26 protein-coding genes are annotated in these 23091 nt (G+C 60.9%); 9 read left to right on the plus strand and 17 right to left on the minus strand.

From position 1 onward, the window contains the following. Positions 1-99 precede the first annotated feature (99 nt). Genes WHX55_RS20095 through WHX55_RS20105 form a run of 3 tightly spaced genes read right to left on the minus strand, consistent with a single transcriptional unit; the run spans position 100 to position 2353 of the window. Positions 100-510 (minus strand): SRPBCC family protein, encoded by a 411-nt coding sequence (locus WHX55_RS20095; protein WP_353741146.1) that lies wholly within the window; start codon positions 508-510, stop codon positions 100-102. A gap of 26 nt (positions 511-536) precedes the next feature. Then, a complete protein-coding gene (locus tag WHX55_RS20100) occupies positions 537-1334 on the minus strand; it encodes an SDR family oxidoreductase (RefSeq protein WP_150726040.1) in 798 nt (265 codons plus the stop codon). Between the two features lie 2 nt (positions 1335-1336). Beyond that, positions 1337-2353, minus strand: coding sequence for an aldo/keto reductase (locus WHX55_RS20105; RefSeq protein ID WP_353741147.1), 1017 nt, complete (start codon positions 2351-2353; stop codon positions 1337-1339). Positions 2354-2469: 116 nt separating this feature from the next. On the opposite strand from WHX55_RS20105, the gene WHX55_RS20110 reads away from it, so the two are divergent. Together WHX55_RS20110 and WHX55_RS20115 are read left to right on the plus strand one after the other, a co-directional pair. Further along, on the plus strand, positions 2470-3369 hold the full coding sequence (locus WHX55_RS20110) for a LysR substrate-binding domain-containing protein (RefSeq protein ID WP_353741148.1): 900 nt from the start codon (positions 2470-2472) through the stop codon (positions 3367-3369). A 409-nt stretch (positions 3370-3778) separates the two neighbouring features. After that, positions 3779-4699 carry a LysR substrate-binding domain-containing protein gene (locus tag WHX55_RS20115; RefSeq protein ID WP_150756554.1) on the plus strand — a complete coding sequence of 307 codons (921 nt, stop codon included), beginning with the start codon at positions 3779-3781 and terminating at the stop codon, positions 4697-4699. On the opposite strand, the gene WHX55_RS20120 is transcribed toward WHX55_RS20115, so the two are convergent. Together WHX55_RS20120 and WHX55_RS20125 are read right to left on the minus strand one after the other, a co-directional pair. Continuing rightward, positions 4620-5216, minus strand: a complete 597-nt coding sequence (locus tag WHX55_RS20120; RefSeq protein ID WP_150756555.1) for a DinB family protein — start codon at positions 5214-5216, stop codon at positions 4620-4622. The genes WHX55_RS20115 and WHX55_RS20120 overlap by 80 nt on opposite strands. Before the next feature lie 72 nt (positions 5217-5288). Beyond that, complete coding sequence (locus WHX55_RS20125) at positions 5289-5438, minus strand: hypothetical protein (protein ID WP_191625003.1); 150 nt, start codon at positions 5436-5438, stop codon at positions 5289-5291. 77 nt (positions 5439-5515) lie between these two features. Here WHX55_RS20125 and WHX55_RS20130 point away from each other — a divergent pair, with 77 nt between their 5' ends. Continuing rightward, complete coding sequence (locus WHX55_RS20130) at positions 5516-5836, plus strand: DUF2388 domain-containing protein (RefSeq protein ID WP_150756556.1); 321 nt, start codon at positions 5516-5518, stop codon at positions 5834-5836. Positions 5837-5889: 53 nt separating this feature from the next. Here WHX55_RS20130 and WHX55_RS20135 read toward each other — a convergent pair whose 3' ends face one another. Together WHX55_RS20135 and WHX55_RS20140 are read right to left on the minus strand one after the other, a co-directional pair. Beyond that, on the minus strand, positions 5890-6822 hold the full coding sequence (locus WHX55_RS20135) for a pyridoxal-phosphate dependent enzyme (protein WP_150759408.1): 933 nt from the start codon (positions 6820-6822) through the stop codon (positions 5890-5892). A gap of 103 nt (positions 6823-6925) precedes the next feature. Next, entirely contained in the window at positions 6926-7717 is a 792-nt protein-coding gene (locus tag WHX55_RS20140; RefSeq protein ID WP_150756558.1) for an SDR family oxidoreductase, read from the minus strand. Between the two features lie 124 nt (positions 7718-7841). Between WHX55_RS20140 and WHX55_RS20145 the strand changes: the two genes are divergently transcribed. Then, entirely contained in the window at positions 7842-8786 is a 945-nt protein-coding gene (locus WHX55_RS20145; protein WP_353741149.1) for a GlxA family transcriptional regulator, read from the plus strand. 72 nt (positions 8787-8858) lie between these two features. Further along, positions 8859-9518 carry an isoprenylcysteine carboxylmethyltransferase family protein gene (locus WHX55_RS20150; protein ID WP_353741150.1) on the plus strand — a complete coding sequence of 220 codons (660 nt, stop codon included), beginning with the start codon at positions 8859-8861 and terminating at the stop codon, positions 9516-9518. 119 nt (positions 9519-9637) lie between these two features. Here the strand turns inward: WHX55_RS20150 and WHX55_RS20155 are convergent, their stop codons facing one another. The 5 genes from WHX55_RS20155 to WHX55_RS20175 form a co-directional block, all read right to left on the minus strand. Continuing rightward, on the minus strand, positions 9638-10300 hold the full coding sequence (locus WHX55_RS20155; protein WP_353741151.1) for an HAD-IA family hydrolase: 663 nt from the start codon (positions 10298-10300) through the stop codon (positions 9638-9640). 60 nt (positions 10301-10360) lie between these two features. Then, a complete protein-coding gene (locus WHX55_RS20160; RefSeq protein ID WP_150756562.1) occupies positions 10361-10768 on the minus strand; it encodes a response regulator in 408 nt (135 codons plus the stop codon). Between the two features lie 290 nt (positions 10769-11058). Further along, a complete protein-coding gene (locus WHX55_RS20165; protein WP_353741152.1) occupies positions 11059-11343 on the minus strand; it encodes a pentapeptide MXKDX repeat protein in 285 nt (94 codons plus the stop codon). A 53-nt stretch (positions 11344-11396) separates the two neighbouring features. Further along, the gene (locus WHX55_RS20170; RefSeq protein ID WP_353741153.1) at positions 11397-12182 is read right to left on the minus strand and encodes a molybdopterin-dependent oxidoreductase; all 786 of its coding nucleotides are present in this window, start codon (positions 12180-12182) and stop codon (positions 11397-11399) included. After that, positions 12179-12796 (minus strand): cytochrome b/b6 domain-containing protein, encoded by a 618-nt coding sequence (locus WHX55_RS20175; protein WP_150726025.1) that lies wholly within the window; start codon positions 12794-12796, stop codon positions 12179-12181. The genes WHX55_RS20170 and WHX55_RS20175 overlap by 4 nt, the downstream gene beginning before the upstream one ends. 291 nt (positions 12797-13087) lie before the next feature. On the opposite strand from WHX55_RS20175, the gene WHX55_RS20180 reads away from it, so the two are divergent. Next, the gene (locus WHX55_RS20180) at positions 13088-14029 is read left to right on the plus strand and encodes a class I SAM-dependent methyltransferase (RefSeq protein ID WP_353741154.1); all 942 of its coding nucleotides are present in this window, start codon (positions 13088-13090) and stop codon (positions 14027-14029) included. Between the two features lie 80 nt (positions 14030-14109). On the opposite strand, the gene WHX55_RS20185 is transcribed toward WHX55_RS20180, so the two are convergent. From WHX55_RS20185 to WHX55_RS20195, 3 genes are all read right to left on the minus strand, one after another. Continuing rightward, complete coding sequence (locus tag WHX55_RS20185; RefSeq protein ID WP_353741155.1) at positions 14110-14745, minus strand: hypothetical protein; 636 nt, start codon at positions 14743-14745, stop codon at positions 14110-14112. Between the two features lie 59 nt (positions 14746-14804). Next, positions 14805-16934 carry an RHS repeat-associated core domain-containing protein gene (locus tag WHX55_RS20190; protein WP_353741156.1) on the minus strand — a complete coding sequence of 710 codons (2130 nt, stop codon included), beginning with the start codon at positions 16932-16934 and terminating at the stop codon, positions 14805-14807. A 150-nt stretch (positions 16935-17084) separates the two neighbouring features. Beyond that, positions 17085-17858 (minus strand): helix-turn-helix transcriptional regulator, encoded by a 774-nt coding sequence (locus WHX55_RS20195; protein WP_150759397.1) that lies wholly within the window; start codon positions 17856-17858, stop codon positions 17085-17087. 110 nt (positions 17859-17968) lie between these two features. Here WHX55_RS20195 and WHX55_RS20200 point away from each other — a divergent pair, with 110 nt between their 5' ends. Together WHX55_RS20200 and WHX55_RS20205 are read left to right on the plus strand one after the other, a co-directional pair. Next, positions 17969-19072: an extracellular solute-binding protein gene (locus tag WHX55_RS20200; protein WP_353741157.1), complete on the plus strand. Its 1104-nt coding sequence runs from the start codon at positions 17969-17971 to the stop codon at positions 19070-19072. A gap of 178 nt (positions 19073-19250) precedes the next feature. Next, positions 19251-20381 carry a P1 family peptidase gene (locus WHX55_RS20205; protein ID WP_150759395.1) on the plus strand — a complete coding sequence of 377 codons (1131 nt, stop codon included), beginning with the start codon at positions 19251-19253 and terminating at the stop codon, positions 20379-20381. A 296-nt stretch (positions 20382-20677) separates the two neighbouring features. Here WHX55_RS20205 and WHX55_RS20210 read toward each other — a convergent pair whose 3' ends face one another. Then, on the minus strand, positions 20678-21298 hold the full coding sequence (locus WHX55_RS20210) for a TetR/AcrR family transcriptional regulator (RefSeq protein WP_353741158.1): 621 nt from the start codon (positions 21296-21298) through the stop codon (positions 20678-20680). 165 nt (positions 21299-21463) lie between these two features. Here WHX55_RS20210 and WHX55_RS20215 point away from each other — a divergent pair, with 165 nt between their 5' ends. Beyond that, positions 21464-21904 (plus strand): hotdog fold domain-containing protein, encoded by a 441-nt coding sequence (locus WHX55_RS20215; protein WP_150759393.1) that lies wholly within the window; start codon positions 21464-21466, stop codon positions 21902-21904. 137 nt (positions 21905-22041) lie between these two features. On the opposite strand, the gene WHX55_RS20220 is transcribed toward WHX55_RS20215, so the two are convergent. After that, a complete protein-coding gene (locus WHX55_RS20220; RefSeq protein WP_353741159.1) occupies positions 22042-22764 on the minus strand; it encodes a GNAT family N-acetyltransferase in 723 nt (240 codons plus the stop codon). Positions 22765-23091 lie beyond the last annotated feature (327 nt).

A 23091-nucleotide genomic window follows, 5' to 3' on the forward strand; every position in this document is an offset into this window, starting at 1 on the left:
GATAGCGGTTCAGCAGGCAAAAATGCATGGCCTGACACTCCGTCATCGCGAGCAGGCTCGCTCCCACAGGGGATTGATGGTGTTTGCCCGGGGAGTGAATCAGGCCGGGTAATTGGCCCGTAGCGCTTCAAGCCCGCCCTGATAGATGCCGGTAAACAACGCCTCCACTTCCTCGTTGCTCACACCCACCGGCTCGAACCTTCCGGACCAGGTCACCCGCGCGCCCTCGCCTTGCGCTTGAACCTTGATCGTCGCCAGATAATCAGTCGCCGGAAACGGTGCCTGCAAAATCGAGTAGCTGTAGGTTTGGCTCGCGTTGTCGAAGGCTTGCAGGCGTTCGATCACCACGGCGCCGTCCGCCGTTTGCAGGCTGCGTACCCGCCCGCCTTCGCTGAGTTCGCTCTTAGGAATGAACGGCAGCCAGTCCGGCAGCGAGTTGAAACCGCCAATCAATTGCCAGACCTGATCGGCCGAAGCCGGGATGTCGATGAAGGCTGATGCAGTTGCCATGAAATACTCTCTCCAATCAATAAGGTTCAGATGGCCAGGCTGTCGACGACACCGCCGTCGACCCGCAAGGCAGCACCGGTGGTGGCCGAGGATAACGGCGAAGCGATGTAGGCCACCAGATTGGCAACCTCCTCGACATCCGCCACGCGCTGGATGATCGACGTCGGCCGAGCCTTGCGCACGAACGCATCGGCTTCGTCCCGGGCACTGCGTCCGGATTCGGCCGTGGCGTCCTTGAGCATGTCTTCCAGGCCATCGGTAAAGGTCGGGCCGGGCAGGATCGCATTGACCGTCACGCCGGTACCGGCCAGGCGTTTGGCCAGGCCATGGGACACGGCCAGGTTGGCGCTTTTGGTCACGCCATAGTTGATCATGTCCGCCGGGGTCGCCACGCCGGATTCCGAAGACAGGAAGATCACCCGCCCCCAGCCCTGCTTGACCATCTGCGGTGTGTAGTGCCGGGACAGGCGCACGCCGGAGATCACGTTGACCTCGTAGAAGCGCGTCCACTCACTGTCCGGGGCGTCGAAGAAATCCACCGTGTTGAATATCCCGAGATTGTTCACCAGGATGTCCGCCCGAGGTTCGGCCGCGAACAATCTTTCGGCGCCTTCGGCGGTGCCGAGGTCGGCGGTCACGCCGCGCAATTGCGCGCCGGGTACGCGTTGGCGAATGCTCGCCAGCGCCTGTTCGACCTTGGCCGTGTCGCGGCCGATCACCACCACCGTGGCGCCCGCCTCGGCCAGTGCCTGGCTGATGCCCAGGCCGATGCCAGCGGTGCTACCGCTGACGATCGCGAGTTTTCCGCTCAAATCGATTTTCATGCTCAAGCTCCAATGAGGGGCAAGGGTGCGCGCTCGGAAACCAGCTTCGCCTCACGCATCGCCTGCCAGAATGCAGCGGGAATTACCGCCGACAACGCGGCCACATCTTCGGCGATCCGATCCGGGCGACTGGAGCCCGGAATCACCGCCGCCACTGCCGGGTTCGCCAACGAAAATTGCAATGCAGCGGCTTTGACGTCGACACCATGGGCCGCCGCGATGCGTTTGATCTGCTCGACCTTGCTGATGATCGCCGGGCTGGCCTTCTGGTACTCGAAGTGTGCGCCACCGGCCAGGATGCCCGAGCTGTACGGGCCGCCGACCACAATCTCGACGTTTTGCGCCAGGGCGGCGTCCATCAAACGTTGCAAGGCGCGGTCATGGTCGAGAAGAGTGTAGCGACCCGCCAGCAGAAAACCGTCCGGCTGCGCTTCGCTCAGATCGAGGGTCAGTTCGCACGGTTCGACCTTGTTCACGCCAAGCCCCCAGCCCTTGATCACGCCCTCTTCGCGCAAACGCGTCAGCACTTTGAAGGCACCGGTACGGGCCTGGTTGAAGTACTCCAGCCACTGATCGCCGTAGAAATCCTGGGCGATATCGTGCACCCAGACGATGTCCAGGCGATCGGTTTGCAGGCGCTTGAGGCTGTCCTCGATCGAACGCATCGTTGCATCGGCGCTGTAGTCGTTGACGATCCTGTTCGGCCGGCCGTGCTCGAACACCCCGCTCTTCTCGCCCAGGTCACGGGCGGCGGCGTCTTCGACTTCATCGAGGATCACCCGGCCGACCTTGCTGCTCAGTACATAGTCGTCACGGTTATAGCGCGACAGTGCGGTGCCAAGGCGAATCTCCGACAGACCCGAACCGTAGAACGGCGCGGTATCGAAGTAGCGCACACCGGCATCCCAGGCGGCATGGACAGTCGCTTGCGCTTCTTCTTCCGGGATGGCGCGGAACATGTTGCCCAACGGCGCGGTACCGAAACCCAGCGCGCCGGGCAGTTTGTCTTTCAAGCTCATGGATGATTCCTCGTCAGTAGTCAGGGGTCAGTGATGACCGTTGAGCAGATGCTAGATTGCGAGGATCGGACCGTCCAAGACATAATGTGCAGCACTTGAGTCCCTACAGGTCTGATATGATCGACATCCGCCAATTGCGCTACTTCGTCGCCGTCGCCGAGGAAGAACACGTCGGGCGCGCCGCCGAACGCCTGCACATTTCCCAGTCACCCCTGAGCCGGCAGATCGCCCAGCTCGAAGAGCGCCTGGGCCTGACCCTGTTCGAGCGCAGCCAGCAACGCATCCGCCTGACCCGCGACGGCCAGACCTTTCTCGCCGAAACCCGCGCCCTGTTGACCCACGCCAATCGACTGGAATCCCTTGGCAAGCGTCTGGGGCGTGGCGAAGAAGGCGGCCTGTGCATTGGCTACATCGAAAATGCCATGCACGCCGGCGTGCTGCCCAATGCCTTGCGCGTGTTGCGGGTCGACCGGCCGAACGTACACGTGGCGCTGTACAACCTCAGCTCGGCCGAACAACTCGAAGGCTTGCGCCAGCGAAGCCTGGATATTGCCCTGGTGAGCGAACCACCGACCGATGACGACCCGCACCTGCTGGGTTTTCAGGTGCTGGACGATCCGATGCTGCTGGCCCTGCCCGAGCACCATCCGCTGGCGCAGCAAACTGTGCTGACCCCGGCGGACCTCGCCGACCAGGAATGGATCGGCGTGCAGCACCGACAGAACGCCAGCTGCCACGACGACTTCGTCAGCGCCTGCATCCGCGCCGGCTTCACCCCGGATATCCGCATGCAAGCCACCGAACCCTTCACCGCACTGGGTCTGGTCGCGTCGGGGCTGGGCATCGCGATGATCCAGAAAGGTCTGAGCCGCAATGCCCCGCCGGGTGTGGTGCTGCGGGAAGTGCCGTGGATTTCCTTCACCACGCCATTGTGGGCGGCGTGGCACCGGATCAACCTGCGGCCGCTGGTGGAGACGTTCAGGAAGGTGCTGACGGAGCCTGAATCCACCACATAACACTGTGGGAGTGAGCCTGCTCGCGATGGCGGCAGCACATTCAGCTCTATGTGACTGTCAGACCGCCATCGCGAGCAAGCTCGCTCCCACAGTTGATGGGGGTCGTACGCAGCATTTGTGCTCGCTGAAAATCCAGTGTGGGAGCGAGCTTGCTCGCGAAAGCGGCGCGTCAGGTAACGTTGATGTCGACTGACACTCCCTCTTCGCGAGCAAGCCCGCTCCCACAGTTGATGGGGGGCGTACGCAGCATTTGTGCCCGCTGAAAATCCAGTGTGGGAGCGAGCCTGCTCGCGATGGCGGCGGCACATTCAACATTTATGTAGCTGACACACCGCTATCGCGAGCCTGCTCGCTCCTACAGGGTTTGGTGCTTTACTGAAAAGACCCCAATCCCCAGCGAGCCTCCACCATGAACCGCAACGACCTGCGCCGCGTGGACATGAACCTGCTGGTGATTTTCGAAACCCTGATGTTCGAGAAGAACCTGACCCGGGCCGGGGAAAAGCTGTTCCTCGGCCAGCCCGCTGTCAGCGCGTCGCTGGCAAAGTTGCGCGATCTGTTCGACGACCCGTTGCTGGTGCGCAACGGACGAACCCTGGAGCCGACCCTGCGGGCATTGCAGATTCTCAAGGAATTGCAGCCGGCGATGGACACCATTTCCGGGGCCGTCAGCCGAGCCAAGGATTTCGATCCCTCCACCAGCCGCGAGGTGTTTCGTATCGGTCTGTCCGACGACGCCGAGTTCGGGCTGTTTCCGCCGTTGCTCAAGCAGATTCGTGAAGAAGCGCAGAACGTTGTGGTGGTGGTGCGCCGGGTGAATTTCCTGCTGATGTCGTCGATGCTGGCCAGCGGCGAGATTTCCGTCGGCATCAGCTACACCACGGAATTGCCGGCCAATGCCAAGCGCAAGAAATTGCGCGATTTGAGCGTGAAGATCCTGCGCGGCGACGATCGTCCGGGGCCGTTGACCCTGGACGAGTTCTGCGAACGACCCCACGCGCTGGTGTCGTTTTCCGGGGATCTGAGCGGCGCCATCGACAATGACCTGGCCCGAATCGGCCGCTCGCGCCGGGTGGTGCTGGCGGTGCCACAGTTCGCGGGGTTGCGGGCCTTGCTGGCGGGTACTGACATGCTCGCCACCGTGCCGGATTACGCGGCCAGTGCGTTGATCGAAGGCAGCAGCCAGCTACGGGCGGACGATGCACCGTTTGATATCAACCTGTCCGAACTGTCGATGGTCTGGAACGGGGTCAACGATAACGATCCGGCAGAACGCTGGTTGCGCTCGAAAATTGTACAGCACATGGCGGCGCCACTATCGGGGCATTGAGCGACTGCAGGACCACCGGCTCGGACTCGCGCAAATACACCGGCATGTCGGTCACCGGTGGCATGGCCGGAATCTCGAAGTACATCTGCACCACCCAGCCACGGTGATAGCTGGCGTGGTTGACCACGTGCATCAGCATCGCGCCGGCGCTCATGGTGCCGCTTTCGCCTGAGACAAAGGTGAATTCCAGGAGCTTGTCCAGGGACGCATCGGTTTGCCGGGCGCTCCAGTCGCAGTACCAGCGATCGATGGCTTTTTGCGCCATGCGCAGTTCGGACAGGTCGGCATGTAGCAGGTCGTGTGAGGTCTTGAAGCCATGCCCCCGGCCTTCGAGGTGCGCCTGCCAGATGCAATCCACCACGTACACGTGATTGAGGGTGCCGATCATGTTTTTGAACACCGACACCCGTTCTTTTTTGACTTCGCCCGGAGGGAGCGCCGCGAGGCTGTCAAAGAGGCGCTGATTGGCCCAGCGTTTGTAATCGGCCAGCAGGCAGGCAGTGCGTACGGTGATCATCAGAGTTCTCCGATGGCAGTAAGCGCACCCCCTAGCATAGACCCGATGCCCACAATGCAGCGCGAGCACTGATCATCGGTCATTCAGGCGTTTCACCACGCGCTCGGCGAGCGCCAGGCAACCGGTCAGCACCGGTGATTCGATGCCGAACAGGTTCACCAGCCCCGCCATGCCATGTATGGACTGATCGGCGTTGTCGGCAATAAAGCGAAAACGCTCCACGGAACTCTTGGTGATCGCCGCGCATCCTAAACTATGTGGTACTTACCTTATGCTTCATGCTGTCGGAGGACACCGTCATGCGCCGGATGTTTATCATTTCTTCCCTGGTACTTTGTTTACCTTTCGGCTCGGCTCTGGCCGATGTGGATGCGGGTGACGTCGCCACTTCCGCCGGGGTTTCCGCCTCGCTGTACTCGACGTTCAAAGACGACAAACTCATGATTCCCGCCCGGGATGACGCCTCCAGCTTCGTTGCCAGTGACGGTGCGATTCGTGGTGCTTACCTGGAGGCGGTATTGAAAAAAGTCCGTCAGGACAATCCCGCCCTCAACAACGCAAGCGACGAAGACCTGGCCCGCGCCATTCTCGTCCAGGAAGGCGTTGCCACCGATCACTGAAGATCGTCATCGCCAGCGGTGGGGCTTGTGACACCGGGATAGCGTTTCCAGCCCTACCTGGCGTGCGCGCCAGTGGACAAGCGTGCCCACCCGGCCACGAGTTGCGCGTTGATACTCACCCCACCGCATACCACGATCACCACGTCATGGACGTCGGCAATCGCCGGGTGATCCAGGTAGGCAAGCGCCAAAGAAACGCCGCACGCCGGCTCGACCAACTGCCGTAAATCATTGGCGTAACGCACCACGCCCATGATCGCCTCATCATCACTGAGCACCACACACTCATGGGGGAAATCGCCGATGTGCATGACCGGCCAGGCGGCCACTTGCGCGGCGCCCAGGGACGTGGCGACCGTGTCGATTTTCGCCAGTTTGACCGGATGCCCGACCGCCACCGCCGCGGCGAACGACGCCGCGCCTTCGGTTTCGCAGGCAATGATTCGGCAATCAGTGCGCCGATGACGGATCAGCCCGGTGAGCAACCCTGCCAGCAAGCCACCGCCGCCAACCGAGGTCACCAGCGCATCGACTTGCGGGCAGTCTTCAAGGATTTCATCGACCATTGTGCTGTGCCCTTCCCACAACAGCGGGTGGTCGAAGGCCGGCACGAATTCGCTGTGTGGGTCCTGGGCGAGTTCCATTGCCCGTTGATTGGCTTCGTCCCAGACCTTACCGTGCACGATCACTTCGGCGCCGGTCTTGCTGATCCGCGCCCGGGTGCTTTGCGGGGTCGTATGCGGCACCACGATGCATGCCTTGAGCCCCAGGCGGGCAGCGGCCATGGCCGTGGCCAGCCCCGCGTTCCCGGCGGAGGGACAGACCACTTCGCGCTTGCCCTGCTCCGCCGCCCGGCTGCACAGCAACCCCATGCCGCGTAACTTGAACGAGCCGCTGGGTTGCAGGTTTTCCAGTTTCAGCCAGATACGGCGGGTTGGGGTCGAGAGGCCAGGGTGCAGGATCAAAGGCGTGCGGATGTGAAGCATATAGGCTCCTGTTTCACGCCACAGGCTCGTCGAACGCGTCAACGAGCCAGCGGTGAACGGTCCTCTCATGCAAGTTTAGTTCACCCGGCCTCGGGGTGACCTCTCAGCGATAACGCGGCGCCGCCACGCAATTGCCAAACAACCCGGACAGCGTCTTGCGCTGGGCTTCGTAACGGTCCCACTGGCTGCCATCGTGCAGCCCCGGAATGGTCACCACTTCGCCGGCCGCCAGGCCAGCGAGCGCGGCATCGACCATGTCTTCGGCGGACATCACGATTTCCTTCGGCAGGTTTTCCACCGGGTTGCCGGCCTCGCTCCAGAAATCGGTGGCGGTCGCCCCCGGCAACACCGCCTGGATGCGTATGCCCTTGTCCGCCAGTTCATGCTGCATCGACTGGCTCAGGCTCAAGACGAACGCCTTGGTCCCGCCGTACACGCCGTTGAGGATTTCCGGGGCGATGGCGACGATGGACGCGATGTTGATCACGGTGCCGGTGCCCCGGGCGACAAAGCCCGGTACGACGGCATAGGCCAGGCGCATCAACGCCGTCACGTTGAGGTCGATCATCGCTTCCATGTCGTCCACGGGACTTGCCAGCAGCGGCATGACGCCACCGACCCCGGCGTTGTTGACCAACAGGGTGATGCTGGCGTCGCTGCGCAGGATCTGTTCGACCCGCAGCGAATCCGCCTTGTTCGTCAGATCGGCGGCCACCACCTCCACGGTGCGCCCGGTTTCGTCGCTCAAATGACTGGCCAGGGCATTGAGCTTGCCCTGGCTGCGGGCCACCAGAATCAGGTCGTAACCCTGCCGGGCCAGGCGGTCGGCATACACCGCGCCAATGCCCGAAGAAGCGCCGGTGATCAGTGCAGTGCCTTTGGATGAAAGCGCCATGGTGCAATTCCTCTACGGTGAGGCGAGAGATTCGCCGGGTGCTGACCGTTATAAAGGGACTTACGAATGTCTCAAATGACGTTTAAAGTACGTTTTTCGGACATAACCGTTTGAGGACAGGCCCATGATCAGAGTCGCATTCGTGGTTTTCGAGGGTTTCCAGTCCATGGCACTGGCCGCCATGCCGGTATTCGAATACGCCAATTTCAGTGCCGCAGAGACCCTGTATGACGTCCGCGTGCTGTCCGAAAACGGTCACAACCTGCGGGCCTCCGGTGGCTTGAGCGTCGGCACCGAGGCATTCGACGGGCGCGTGTTCGACACGGTGATCGTGGTCGGTGGCGACTCCATCGTCGAACAGGCGCCCGAGGCCGTGCTGGATTACCTGCGGGCCAGCATCAACACTGCACGCCGTACGGCGTCGATCTGCTCCGGGGCGTTCGTCATGGCCCAGGCCGGTTTGCTCGACGGACGGCGGGCCACCACCCACTGGGCCTACGCCCGGGAACTGCAGGCGCGGTTTCCGGCGATCAAGGTCGAGGCCGATCGCATCTACGTGATCGATGGCTCGATCTGGACCTCCGCCGGCATGACGGCGGGTATCGACCTGGCACTGGCCATGGTGGAAAAGGACCACGGCGCCGAGCTGGCCCGGGCCGTGGCGCAAAAACTGGTGATGTACCACCGCCGCGCGGGCGGCCAGTCGCAGCACTCGGCGCTGCTGGAGCTGGATCCGAAATCCGATCGTATTCAAACCGTGCTCGGCTACGCCCGGGAACACCTGGCCCAGCCCCTTTCGGTAGAGCAACTGGCACAAGTGGCCAACCTCAGCCCCCGGCAATTCAGCCGGGCGTTTCGCGCCGAAACCGGTCAATCACCGGCCAAGGCCATCGAAAACCTGCGCCTGGAAGCGGCGCGACAGATGCTCGAACGCGGACGCCTGACCCTCGACCAGATCGCCCTGGAAACCGGGTTCACTGACCACCGACGCATGCGCGAAACCTTCCTGCGGGTGTTCGGGCAACCGCCACAGGTGATTCGGCGCAATGCGCGAGCAGAGGTGCCTTGATCGCGCCCTCGCCCGGCTTGGGAACCATCGGAATCTACACTGAACCTGACGGAGGTTACTTTTGGAGGCACCTTGAAAATTTCGGCCAAACTGGCGTTTTTCGCCGTCGTCGGCACCCTCGCCTACCTCGCCCTGGCGATCTGGGGACTGGGTGGTTTCGCGGCTTACTTCAGCCACGGTGCACTGGTCGTCATTGCCTTGGCCACCCTGATCATGGCCGTCGTATCACTGTTCACCGAAGTCAACCTGAGTTCGGGGGAACGCGAAGACCGGGCCAATCGCTGGGTCATTCCGGCCTTCGGCGTGATCGGTGTGCTGAGCGGCTTTCTGCCGGCCTATACCGACCGCATCGATTTCTGGACTTTTGGCGGTGAGGGCGTGCGCTGGCTCGGCGCACTGTTGTTCATCGTCGGCGGCGCACTGCGGTTGTGGCCGGTGTTTGTGCTGGGCAAGCGCTTCAGCGGGCTGGTGGCGATTCAGCCGGGGCATCGACTGGTCACCGAGGGAATTTACCGCAACCTGCGCAACCCCAGTTATCTGGGGATGATGGTCATCGGCATGGGTTGGGCACTGGCTTTTCGTTCGGGTGTCGGGCTGATACTGGTGGCGCTGACGCTGATCCCGCTGATCGCGCGCATTCACGCGGAAGAAGCCTTGCTGAGGGCGCAGTTCGGCAGCGAATACGAGGCCTATTGCGCCCGCAGTTGGCGTCTGATCCCCGGGCTTTACTGAATGCAACCCTATCCCCTGTGGGAGCGAGCCTGCTCGCGAAAGCGGTCCATCATTCAACAAACATGTGGACTGAAAGGACGCTTTCGCGAGCAAGCGAACGTCGCCCGGCCCTTCCCACATTAGACGGAGTGCAGACGCAGACCTGCGGCATCCACCAGAACCCGCACCGATTCATAACTTGCCAACGTCGCATGCGGCGTCTCAATAGGCTGCTCATGAGTCGCCGTGACAATCATCAAGTCCGCCCCCGCCGCCTCGGCCGCCAGAATTCCCACCGTGGCATCTTCAAAAACCAGGCACTGCCCAGGCTCGACACCCAGGCGCCGGGCTGCGAGGCGGTAACCCGCGGGGTCCGGTTTGCCGGCAGTCACATCCTCGGCGGTGATCATGACGGCAGGCTCGGCAATCCCCGCCGCCACCATCCGCCGCAACGCCAGCTCCCGCGGGGCGGAAGTGACGATGGCCCACTGACTGGCTGGCAAAGACCGCAAGAATTTCGCCGCGCCAACCACTTCCAATACCCCGTCGACGTCGACGATTTCCGCTTCGGTAATCCACGCGGCTTCCGCCTCGGCATCCACCCCGGGCAAGCCCAGGCGCCTGATGGTGTCGATGGCGCGGGCACCGTGAATGGTCGGCAGGAAGCTGTCGACATCGACACCATGGCGCACGGCCCAGGTGGTCCAGACCCGCTCGGCGGCGGCAATGGACGTCAGGACCGTACCGTCCATGTCGAACAGAAAGGCACGGTAAGTCGAGTTGAATACAGAGTGATCGGACAAGGAAAAGAACCTCGCAGGTGCCAGACGGATTTGCCCGGCAATGTAGCATCTGCGCGCAGCTCAGTTGAGTCGTTTGGATTTGAAGGTCTGGCCCACGCAATCGAGCAGCCCGCCAATCATCCAGGGTTTCTTGATGAACGAGACCGGGTGCCGCACACCTGCGCTTTCAGGGGTTTCGAAACCGGACATGATCATGATCGGCTTGTCTGGCCAGCGATCGCCGAACTGGTTGGCCAGGTCCGCGCCATTGAGCGTGCCGGGCATGGTGATGTCTGTCAGCAACATGCCCACCTCTGGTGCATGCTGTTCCAGATAGATCGCTGCTGCGTCCGCACTGATGTGCGGCTCGACGACAAAACCCTCCTCCTGAAGAATCTCACAGAGAAACTCCAGGATCAGCGGGTCATCCTCAACCACCAGAATCAACCCGCCAGGAAGATCTCCATCCGCCGTCGGTACTCGACTCATGACCGTGCCGCTCCCTGATTGCCTCAATGATTTCGCGGGTTCTGATCCGCTACCTAAAAGGTATGAGCAGCGGACTCGGCGGAAATTCATTTTTGATGCAACCAGGTGACGGGTATCAAGCATGCTGATCAATTTTGCCCATCAGGCGGCACGCTGTCCCTAAAGCCCTGCGGAAAAAACCTGTGGGAGCGAGCCTGCTCGCGAATGCGGTAATTCAGCCAACATCGATAGCGACTGACACTACGTCTTCGCGAGCAGGCTCGCTCCCACATGGACCGCGGCGGTTGGACTTACTGCGACATTTCACTTTTTTTCATCGCATCCTTGGACATCGCGTCTTTTTTCATCGCGTCCTTGGACATTGCATCCTTGGACATTGCATCCTTGGACATGCTTTCTTTGGACATGGCGTCCTTGGACATCGAATCGGTTTTCTTCATCGCATCCTTGGACATCGCGTCCTTGGACATCGAATCCTTGCTCATGCTGTCATTACTCATCGTGTCAGCGGCGAACACAGAGGCAGCACCAACGGCCAGGCACATGGACAGAACAACAGTGGTCAACTTTTTCATGATGAAACTCCTTGGAGCGTGGGTTGTGGAGGTGTGAAACGGCCAGGCCCCCATCAGCTGCCACCGAACCAGTTGTAGCCCTGGTCTTCCCAGTAGCCGCCGCTGTAGGTGTTGCTGACGAAAATCGCCTGAATGTGTTTGGGGTTCTTGTAGCCAAGCTTGGTGGGCATGCGCAGCTTCATCGGGAAGCCGTATTCGCGCGGCAGCACCGCGCCGTCATAAGTCAGCGTCAGCAGGGTCTGCGCATGCAGCGCGGTGGCCATGTCGATGCTGGTGTAGTAGTCGTCGGCGCACTTGAAACCGACGTATTTGGCGTCGGTATCGGCGCCGATGCGCTTGAGGAAATCGCTGAAGCGCACGCCGCCCCAACGCCCGATCGCGCTCCAGCCTTCGACGCAAATGTGCCGGGTGACCTGCTCGGTCTGGGCCATGGCGCGCAGCTCTTCGAGGCGCCAGCTGCGCTTGTCGGCGACCAGGCCGGTGACTTCCAGGCGATAGCCCTCCTCCTCCACCGTCGGTGCTTCGTCGATGCCGTAGAAGGCATTGAAGGGAAACGGCCGGGTGATCATCGATTCTGGATAGGTCGGCGCCATCGCGTTGGGGTTGAACAGCCAGCCTTGCACCCGGTCGTTGAAGCGCGACATGGACGACAGCGCAGTCTCGACGCTTTCGTTGTCGGTGATACTGCAACCGGACAACATCGCCACGCCACCGAGGGTCAGGCCACGCAGCAGGAACGAGCGGCGCGAGCGGTCTTCGATCTGTGGCGCGAGGATCTTTCGGGCGTCGGTCAGGATCGAAGCCTCGTCCAGCCCGGGTACCTGAATGCGCTTTTTCATACCTGCTCCTTGCGGCCGACGATCATGGCCAACAGCGTTTTCGGAACCAGTGCGACCATCACCAGATGCACCGCCACGAAGGCCACCAGCAATGCCATGGCGAAGAAGTGCACGCGACGCGCGCCCTCGTAGCCGAACAGCAATTCACGCAGCAGCGGAAACTGCACCGACTTCCACAACACCAGCCCGGAGAGCACCAGCAGGAGGATGTCGACCATCACGAACAGGTATGCAAAACGCTGCACCTGGTTGTAATGACTGAGATCGGCGTGCCCGAGTTTTCCGCGCAAGGCGGCCCACAGGTCATGCAGCACACCTTTGGGCGAAACCGGGAAGAAACGCCGCTTCAGGCGTCCGCTAAACAGGTTGAAGGCCAGGTAGATCAGGCCGTTGATCGCCAGGAACCACATCGCCGCGAAATGCCATTGCAGCGCGCCTGCCAGCCAGCCGCCGAGGGTGATCGAATTGGGAAAGCTGAAATCATAGATCGGCGAGGCGTTGTAGATGCGCCAGCCGCTGGTGACCATCACCAGCACTGCCAGGGCGTTGAGCCAATGGGTCAGGCGTAGCCAGCGTGGATGAGTGGACTTGGGTGAAGCAGTGTTCTGCGACATGTCCGGCTCCCGGTTGTTGTTCGTTGGAGCCGAGTATGGGAGCCGGAAGATCGCCAAATCCTCACGTAAAGTTAAATTAAACGTGATAACTGCCTGGTAACTGCTGACCAAAGAACCTGTGGGAGAACCTGTGGGAGCGAGCTTGCTCGCGATGGCGTAGTGTCAGGCGATACAACTGCTGAATGACCCACCGCTATCGCGAGCAAGCTCGCTCCCACAGTGTTTTGTGTGGCCCGGCAAAGACTCAGTTATGTTTAAATGCCGCCCCCTACAAATGACCGACCCGACCCGATGAACCCTGAAGCCCTCGCCACCCTCAACCAGCACCTGCTGACCGCCCTGGCGGCCGCCCCCGTCGAAACCCGCCGCCTGTTCCACGGCCGTGGCCGCTGCTGGCCGGGGCTGGAGCAAGTGACCGTGGACTGGTTGCAGGGCGTCGTGCTGGTGGCGCTGTTCAAGGAGCCGGAAGCGGCGCAACTGGAAGATTTGAAGCAATTGCTGATGGCGATCACCCAGTCTGAGCAGTGGGCAAAATCCGGTGCTCACACGCTACTGTTGCAACACCGCTACCTGCTGCAAAGCACCACTGAGTGGCTGCTGGGGGACATCATCGAGGAAATGACCATCACCGAGGGTGGCCTGAAGTACCGGGTGGACCTGGGCCGCAAGCAAAACACAGGGCTGTTCCTCGACATGCGCTACGGCCGCGATTGGGTCCGCGCCAATGCCGGGGGCAAACGGGTGCTGAACCTGTTCGCCTACACCTGTGGTTTCTCGGTGGCGGCCATCGAAGGCGGCGCGAGCCACGTGGTCAACCTCGACATGTCGAGTCCGGCCTTGAACCGTGGCCGCGACAACCACCGGCTCAACGGCCACGACATGAGCAAGGTCAGTTTCCTCGGCCACGACCTGTTCAAATCCTGGGGCAAGGTGATCGGCAAAGGCCCGTACAACCTGGTGATCATCGACCCGCCGTCGTTCCAGAAAGGCAGCTTCCTGCTGACCAAGGATTACCAGCGTGTGCTGCGCCGCTTGCCGGAACTGCTCGGCCCTCAAGGTACCGTGCTGGCCTGCATGAACGACCCGGCGTTTGGTGCCGACTTCCTGATCGATGGCGTGACCCGTGAAGCGCCGAGCCTGCGGTTTGAGCAGCGGCTGGAGAACCCGCCGGAGTTTCCGGATGCGGATATGGAGTGTGGGTTGAAGGCGCTTGTGTTCCAGTTGGAGAGATAACGAGGGATATCGCTTTATAGATATGCGCCACCCGCTCAGCGCCAACCCGCTCCACACGGCACCTCCGCAGTTGGATAGACTCAACTTCTTAGCAAGCCATAGAGGAGTTGGCTATCTGCAACTCTGGTCTGATTTAACCGGTGCAAGCTTATTGCAGCAAATGTAATACTGTCCGAGTTTTCGGATGCCATTCTCGCCCTAAGGTCCGGTAAAACATTAAAAAATGAGACTGCATCTTCTAAGCCTCCTTTAAACTCAATACCAGGATGCATTTTTGAGACATAATCTCCGACCGCAAAAATAAAATCACGTTGATCACTCGTAAATGCGTTGAGATATTGCATAGTCAATCCTCCACCCATGATAACTTCAGATATACCCTGCTGCGGAATCTCATACTGTCGGATAGGGCGACCTAGTGCCCACTGCGCATGATGATTTAAGTAAAAATTATCTACGGCATTCGGCCCAATAGTTACCATCCCACTCGCTCTATTTAAATGCAAAAACTCATGACCTAATACCGCACGAAGTGAAACATCCCCAACAGGATTTACATTTATTGCGACTCGACCATAAAAGTCCCCCGCATGAACCCTGGCATTAGTATTTTCACTGTTCCCACTAAAACCAAGAAACTTTCCACGACCACGCGGACCGTGGTACTCCCTGGCCAGCCCTTCTCCTCGCCTCATAGAGTCCAAGACCTTACTCATTACTGAGCTGTATCCCGGGCTGAAGTAGCTTTGCAAAATATTTGTATTTTCCATATATCCTAAGTGCACAGCATTTTGCGCACCTGAAAAAAATTCATCGCCTCGAGAATCTCTGACCTAATGTAGGTCGATTGTGCTGATGAGAACTGATGAAGGCCACGCGCGACAATTACAGAACCACTCGGAATAATCTCGCGTTCAATCTGATCGTTTCCACCAGGATAATATCTTCCATCTACATCGCTAACACTGACCCCCTTGTTTGAAACGAAACAAAAAATATTTAGCCCATTTACGGGACCCGCTGGATCCGGGCAAATCCAGCGCTGCAACCACGGTGCGTAATACCGGTAGCCATAGTAATAAAGCCCCGTCGCATCCCGCTCTTTACCCGAATAGCGAATAGTCTTGTACTGCGCCACCAACGCACTTTTACCCGCCCAGCACGCCGTGCCGCCAAAGGGGTAATAGTGTTCCTGGGTCAGCATGCCCGCCTCGTCATCCAGTTCCAGGGTGCTGGAACCGAGGTGATCGCTGAGGCTGTAGCGCCATTGATCGTCATGAGCACCTTCGGGCCAGTGCAGCGCCCGCACGCTGCTGCGCCCGGCTTCGAGGCTGATGACGTGATGCTCTTCACCGTCGGCCTGACGGTGGATTTCCAGACCGGGGAGGTAACGGACCTCGCTGCGCAGGGTGCGGCCGCTGCTGTGGGTGAATCCCGTTTTGCGCAAGCGGTGGCCGGGGCGGTCGTAGCGGTAGCATTCGTAGTCGTCGGGCTCGGTTTCGCGTTTGACCAACGTCACACGGCTCAACTGATTGCGGCTGTCCCAGAGCATGGCTTGCCCGCGCTGCAGTTCCTGTTGATTGCCGCCGGCATCGAAACTCGAGGCGATATCGGGCTCACCGGGCAGCGAGCCGTCGTCGCGTTGCGCGAGGCTGCGGTTGCTCCGTGCCGAGGTGAACATCGAGAAGCCGGGCGCATCGCTGTGCTGGCGGGTGATCAGGTTGCCGCCCCGGTCGTACTCGAAGCGTTGGGTGTAATTGCGCCGCTGGTTGGGGTCCAGCGGTGTGGGTAGCAGTGCCGGCAGGGCCGGGCCATGACTCGGCTGGCTGACCTCCCAGCCCTGGGCTTCGACCAGTTGATACAGGCTGTCGTAGCGGTAGCGATTGATCGGCTCGATGCGCTGGTTGTTGAAATGGCTGACGGCTTGGGACTCGTCGTGCAGCTTGACGATATTGCCCACCGGGTCGTAGACGTAGTTCAGGTCCTGCAAGGGCTTCTGGTTTCCGACTGCCGCTACCAGCCGGATCAGCCGGCCGTCATCGGCAGCGTATTCGACGTGGGTCAGCACGCCATTGCCGGCGGTTTCGCGTTCGACCTGATCCTGGGCGTTGTAGCGGATGTCGTGGACCAAGGATTGTCGCTGCTTGTTCTCACCGGCCATTTGCAGCCAGACCTCACTCAGCTTGCCGGCCACGTCGTAGGCAAAGGTGTGAACGTTGCCCATGGCATCGGTTTGTTCCTGAAGCTCGCCGATGGGATTGAAGATGTGGCAGGTGATGAATGATTGGGCTTCCAGACACGCCTCGCGGTCATCGATATCCAAGGGCCAATCAGGTGTTTCGAGGTCAGCGAGGAAGCGTCGATCTTCTACCAGCACGGCACCGACAAGCCCATAGACGGGAAAGATTTGAGTACCCGCCGGATGGTCATGGCGGATCATCTGCCCGCACTGGTTGTGCGCTACGTACGCGGGTTCGGAGCCACCATAGGTCAAGCGTTCCACCACTCGAGGTCGTTCCCCCGCGTCCTGTTCCGTGACGGTGATCGGTCGCTGTTGTTCGTCGAACTCGGTGTGACGCTGACTGCCTCGTGCATCCCAGAACGAGAGAGGTAACCCAACCTGGTCCGGCAAACTCAACTGCCACCCGGCATCGACGCTGTCCGTCAACAACGGTTGCCCGCTCAAGCCGTAGATCGTGGTCAGGTTCGGCTGCGGCGCCATGCCCCACAACCGTGGGTCCCACGACTCGACCAACCGCCCTGCCGCGTCGAAACTTTGCCGGGTGGTGCGCGGGTCAATCTCCGGGCTGTCGGGATGACGGCAATAGCCGATGCTGCGAACCGTCAGGGCACGAGGATCGATGACCGACAGCGTTGGTGTCGCGGCGTGGTGGTGAGTGTTCACGGCATTGACGGTCCTTCGCTTTGACTGAGGACAGACTGGGCCTATTTGCGCCGGACCGAAACTGTAAGAAGTTACAGGTCTGCGCCTGTGACATCGCCATGGCGGGCAAAGCTTTTTCCATTCAAGCGGATGAGACGCAGGGCTGTCGATTCAACGCGGCTGCAACACCAGCGCAAACAACTCGCCATGCCCGTTCACGTTGAGCTTGTGATAGAGGTTGCGCCGATGCACTTTCACCGTTTCCGGGGAGATGCCCAATTGCTGGGCGATGGCCTTGCTGGAAAAACCCTGGAGAATCAGGCGCGCGGTTTCGATTTCCCGCTGCGTCAGGCGTGCGTCGAAGCGATCAAGCAAAGTCGCCAGGTCGCCGGCCGGTGGTTCGGCGACCGGCCCTTCCGGTGGCAGCAAATCCAGGTGTCGACGCATTGCTGCCAGCACCCAGTCACGCACGCACAGCAGACGGCCCTGTTCCTCCAGACTGAAGCGCGTCGAACGCCCCAGGGACAGGCCGAGCACGGCGCCATCGACGTTGACCATGAACTGCAACTCGTCCCCACCGACCACGGTGCTGAAGTAACTCAGGTAGTACTCACTGTGCTGGAACTGGTCGGGGGCCACCGAGTCAAGACTGTGCAAGCCGTCGGCGATGCCCGCGCAAGCGGCTTGGTAGAACGGATCGAGCAGGTACATGCCAGCGCTGTAGTCCGCCAGTTCTTCATGTTCTTCGGTGCTGCCCTTGGCATCGAAGTCAATCAGCAGGCGCGGCACATGACCCGGGCGCATCAGCGCCACCAGCGCATTGTCCAGCGGCACCAGCAAGCGCAGGGTATCGACCAGCGCACGCCAGAAACTGTCCCGCCCCACCGCCGTGAAGACCCGCGCCAGCCCCTGGTGCACCGGCAACTCTTTCAACAACGCGTCCACGCACTACCCCTTTTGAGTAACCCATGATGGGAATGGGTGAAAACCACCCCGGTCGATACGCTGCAAACTCCTGATTACCACCGGCCGCCACAGGCCAGGAGTGCCGCATCATGAGTCGTCACCGCTTGTATTTCAATCTGGGGTTTGGCGCCTGTCTGGCGGTTTCGCTGTCGGCTTTTGCGGTCGAAGCCCCGACGGTGCACGTGTACAACTGGTACGACTACATCGGCCCCACCACCTTGCAGGACTTCAAGCGTGACACCGGGATTGCGCCGGTCTACGACACCTTCGACAGTGCCGAAGTGCTCGAGGGCAAATTGCTCACCAGCCGTAGCGGCTACGACGTGGTGGTGGCCAGCAACTTCAGTTTGCCCACGCTGATCAAGGCCGGTGCCCTCGCCCCCCTGCCCCGTGCGCAGATGCCGGACTTCAAGAACATGGACAGCGAACTGCTGGCAAAACTGGCCAACAACGATCCGGGCAACCAGTACGCCGTGCCCTACCTGTGGGGCACCAACGGCATTGGCTACAACATCGACAAAATCCGCGCAGCGCTGGGCGACAAGGCACCGGTGGATTCCTGGGACCTGGTGTTCAAGGAAGAGAACCTGGCCAGGCTCAGCGAATGCGGTGTGGCCATGCTCGACTCGCCGTCGGAGATGCTGCCGGTCGCCCTGCACTACCTCGGCCTGCCGCCCAACAGCACCAACCCCGAGGACTACAAGAAGGCCGAAGCGCTGCTGCTGAAACTGCGCCCGCACATCGCCTACTTCAACTCGTCGAAGTTCATCAGCGACCTGTCCAACGGCAACATCTGCGTGGCGGTGGGCTGGTCCGGCGCGATGCTCGAAGCCAAGACCACCGCCGAGCAGGCCGGCAACGGCGTTAAGATCGCCTACAGCTTGCCGAAGGAAGGCGCGCCGGTGTGGTTCGACACGCTGGTGCTGCTCAAGGATGCGCCACACCCGGAACAAGGCATGGCCTTCATCGACTACCTGATGCGCCCTGAAGTCATCGCACCCGTCAGTGACCACCTCAACTATCCCAATGGCAACCGTAGCGCGACCACACTGGTGGCCGAAGCGACCCGCAGCAACCCGGCCGTTTATCCACCCGCCGAAGCCATGGCGACCTTGTTCACCCTCCAGCCCCTGCCGCCCGCTACCGAGCGCGTGCGCACGCGGATCTGGAGCAAGGTCAAAAACGGCCAGTGAATCCAGTTCTGTTCTGTGGCGAGGGAGCTTGCTCCCGCTTGAGTGCGCAGCACTCACAAAATCGACGTATTAACTGAGATCTTGGGGCTGCTGCGCAACCCAGCGGGAGCAAGCTCCCTCGCCACAGGATCGAGTTGGCCTGCAAATTTTCTGGAATGAATTAACGATGAGAAAACCCATGAAACCACGCGCCCGTGACCTGAACATCCCGATCGGCCAACTGCAACCCGGCCCGCTCAACGCCATCACCGACGTCCCCGGCGTACGCGTCGGCCACAGCAATGTACGAGGACGCACCGCCAATGGCCGCGACATCCTCACTGGCGTCACCGTCATCGAACCGCGCGCCGGTTCCACCAGTCAGCAACCCTGCTTTGCCGGTGTGCATGTGCTCAACGGCAATGGCGATGCCACGGGGCTGGAGTGGATACGCGAGGCCGGCTTGCTGACCAGCCCCATCGCCTTCACCAACACCCACAGCATGGGCGTGGTGCGCGACGCGCTGATCGTGCTCGACCGCGAGCAGCAACCGGATGACGGGCGCCTCTACTGGAACATGCCGGTGGTGCTGGAAACCTTCGACGGCCTGCTCAACGACATCAACGGTTTTCACGTGAAGCCTGAACACGTGGCCCAGGCCGTGCATTCGGCGACGGGTGGTCCGGTGGCCGAAGGCAATGTCGGCGGTGGCAGCGGCATGATCTGCCACGAATTCAAGGGCGGTATTGGCACCGCGTCGCGCCGCTTGAGCAGCGCCCAGGGCGGCTGGACGGTGGGGGCGATCGTCCAGGCCAACCACGGCATTCGTAATGAATTGCGTGTCGATGGCTACCCGGTAGGGCGCTACATGGAACAGGTCGACTCGCCATTCCTCAAGGCCTCGTTGCCCCATCCGGGCATGGGGTCGATCGTGGTCTGCCTGGCCACTGATGCACCGTTGCTGCCACACCAGTGCACCCGCCTGGCCCAGCGCGCCAGCCTCGGCCTGGCCCGTACCGGCGGCGGCAATGAAGACCACAGCGGCGACATCTTCATCGCCTTCGCCACCGGTAACGATCACGTGCCACCGGCTGCCTACGAGAGCAAGAAAGCACCGACCACCCACAACCTGAGCATGGTCAACAATGACCACATCAGTGAGCTGTTCCTGGCCGCCACCGAAGCCGTGGAAGAAGCCATCATCAATGCCCTGCTCGCCGCCGAAACGGCCGAAGGCAACGGGCATGGGGTGCAGGGGCTGGATGCCGACACCCTGCTCAAGGCGTTGCGTCGCGCCGGCTGGCCGGGGGATGCGACTAGCGGTACTTGAGTGAAACACTAGGTCTTTTTAGGATGAACTTACGCAGTCGCTTGTTTGTGCAAGCCGCTGCGTAAGTGGTGAGTGCACTGAACCCCTATCAAGCTCACCGCTTGTTTCACGCGCATCTTGAGCCTCACGGCTCCACTTCCTCCCCATCAAGAGCTTTGAGGCTCTTTTTTTACCTCTGAAAACCAATACTGTTCATTGTGGGAGCGAGCCTGCTCGCGAAAGCGGATTATCAGTCGACATCAATGTTGAATGGTAAATAGCCTTCGCGAGCAGGCTCGCTCCCACAGGGGGGAAAGTCATTGTGCTTCGCCGGTGCACAGCGACCGCCACGCCGCCTGCGCCAGCATGTCCCGGTACGCCTTCGGGCTGCTCTTGACCCGACCCGACAACCAGGCTCGGCAGTAACTGTCTGCCTGGCCGACGATCAACGACGGGATCAGCTCCGCCGGCAAACTCCCCAGCTCATTACCCTGCGCCCCCAGCCACTCCAGCAACTGCTTGTTGCGCGTCTTGTTGCGGGTGGCGAGTTCGTCCTTGAACGGCCCCTTGGTGACGGCAAACCGCGCGTGGTACTGGAACCGCGCCCACTCCGGCTGACTATCGACCCAATCCACATAACTGTGCACCAGCGCATGCACCCCCGCTTGAGTGGTTTTGGCCTCAGCCAGGTAGCTGTCGCGCAAGCGGGCCTGATCATCGAGGGCGGTAAAAAACAGCGCCGCCACCAGGCCTTCCTTGTTGCCGAAATGGTGATAGATCGCGCCGACACTGGTATCGCATTCGGCGCGGATCATTTCGATGGTGGTGGCCTCGATCCCCTGTTCGTTGAACAGGCCCAGGGCCTTTCTGAAGATGTCGCGCTTGAGTTCGGCGCGTCGTCCGGGGTAGCAGCGTTCGAGCAGATCGGCGGTTTCCATGCGCAAAGACAGTCCGGAAAAGTCATCGGTGGGGGCTGGTGGTTGCCAGCGAACAAGTGGCGCTAGGTTGACAGATTTCCCTTCGACAGAATACTGTTCCGTTACAGAACATTATTCCGTTAAAGAATATTATTCTGCAAACTGTCATCCTCAAGAGGCATCAAAATGAGTCAGTTCCTCAGCATGTTCAGCAGCGCAGGCCCGCAAGCGTTCAGCAAAATGGCCTGCCAGGTGGCGCCCTACTTCTCCACCATCAACCCGTTGGTCAAGGATTTGCGCAAAGGCAGCGCCACCGTGCACGTGCCATTTGCCCGGGAGATCACCAATCATTTGGGTACGGTGCATGCGATTGCGATGTGCAACGCCGCCGAACTGGCCGCCGGAATGATGACCGACGTTTCCATTCCCGCCGGCGCACGCTGGATCCCCAAAGGCATGACCGTGGAATACCTGGCCAAGGCCAAGAGCGATGTGACGGCGGTGGCCGAGGGGAATGCGGTGGACTGGACCACCGAAGGCGACAAGATCGTGCCGGTGGACATTCACGATGCCGAGGGCAAGAAGGTGTTCACGGCGCGGATCACCATGAATGTGAAGCTGGCTTAAGCGCTGACCGCAATTGAATGTGGGAGCGGGCTTGCTCGCGAAAGCGGTGGTTCAGTCAACATTGATGTTGAATGTGATGGTGCCTTCGCGAGCAAGCCCGCTCCCACAGGGGAAATGTGGTGATTGGGAGAGTTCGGTCAGACCAGGCGCAATCGAGGTCCGCCAGCGGGTACGGCATCCTCTCCGAGCCGCCCCCGCACAAACTCCTGAGCCTTGCGCGTCAACTGGTCCAGATGTCGGTCGCGCTGTTTTTCCGCGTCGGTCATGGCCCGCTTGCCATGCTTTTGCAAAAGATAGGTGTGAATCTGCCGCACCTCCAGCGAGCTGTAGATTGACGCCACATCCAGCAGCGCCATCAAGCCATCGGTGGCGTGGTCGCGGGTGTTCATCAACACCTGGGTCGCACGCACGCCAACCACCTCAAAGCCCATCGCCTCGAAATACGGCACCCTGGCCACCGCGCAGGTCAGCTCGGCATGGGGATAGCGGCCGACCATTTCGCGCAGCATCCGCCGGGCCACGCCCTGGCGCCGATACTCGGCGTGCACCGCCATGTACGCCACACCGCAGGCCTCCGGGTCGTCCTGCACCGGCAGGTACAGCACAAAGCCAGTCACCTTTTGCGGGTCGTCTTCGTCCGTGGCGACGATCAACTCCACGGCAATGCCTTTTTCACCGTTCAGCGCCTCCAGATACAGGTGCACCTCATAGCCGATCGCATATTGATAGAGGTTGTACAGCAGGTTGCTGGGCGGGATCGCGACCATGCTGATGTCGGTCAGGTTGTCGACCACCATCTGCAGGATCTGGCTATTGATGTGCTCGGGGCACGGGGTCTTGAAATGGCTGATCAGGGGCATTGCGGTGACAGGCTCCGGGGGCGAGGGCCGCCTATCATAGCGCGCCTGGCACCAGCGGTCCGAAGAGTGATGGACAGACATCCCCCGTTGATGGGCCATGCGCATCGCCGGCGGACGCCTGGTTGCGTTTTCAAGGCTGACAACAGTGAGTCAGGCACACTTTGTGCTGGATGAACTGGACTCTTCGCGAGCAGGCTCGCTCCCACCGGGACCGCGGTTTTGCCCACTCCTCGATCTTCTGTGGGAGCTCGCCTGCTCGCGATAGCGTCCACCATCACACCGGTCCGTGGTGTGACTGGGGGGGAATGGGTGGGTGAAGGCCCCCCA

Source organism: Pseudomonas fluorescens, assembly GCF_040448305.1.
Classification (GTDB): domain Bacteria; phylum Pseudomonadota; class Gammaproteobacteria; order Pseudomonadales; family Pseudomonadaceae; genus Aquipseudomonas; species Aquipseudomonas fluorescens_BH.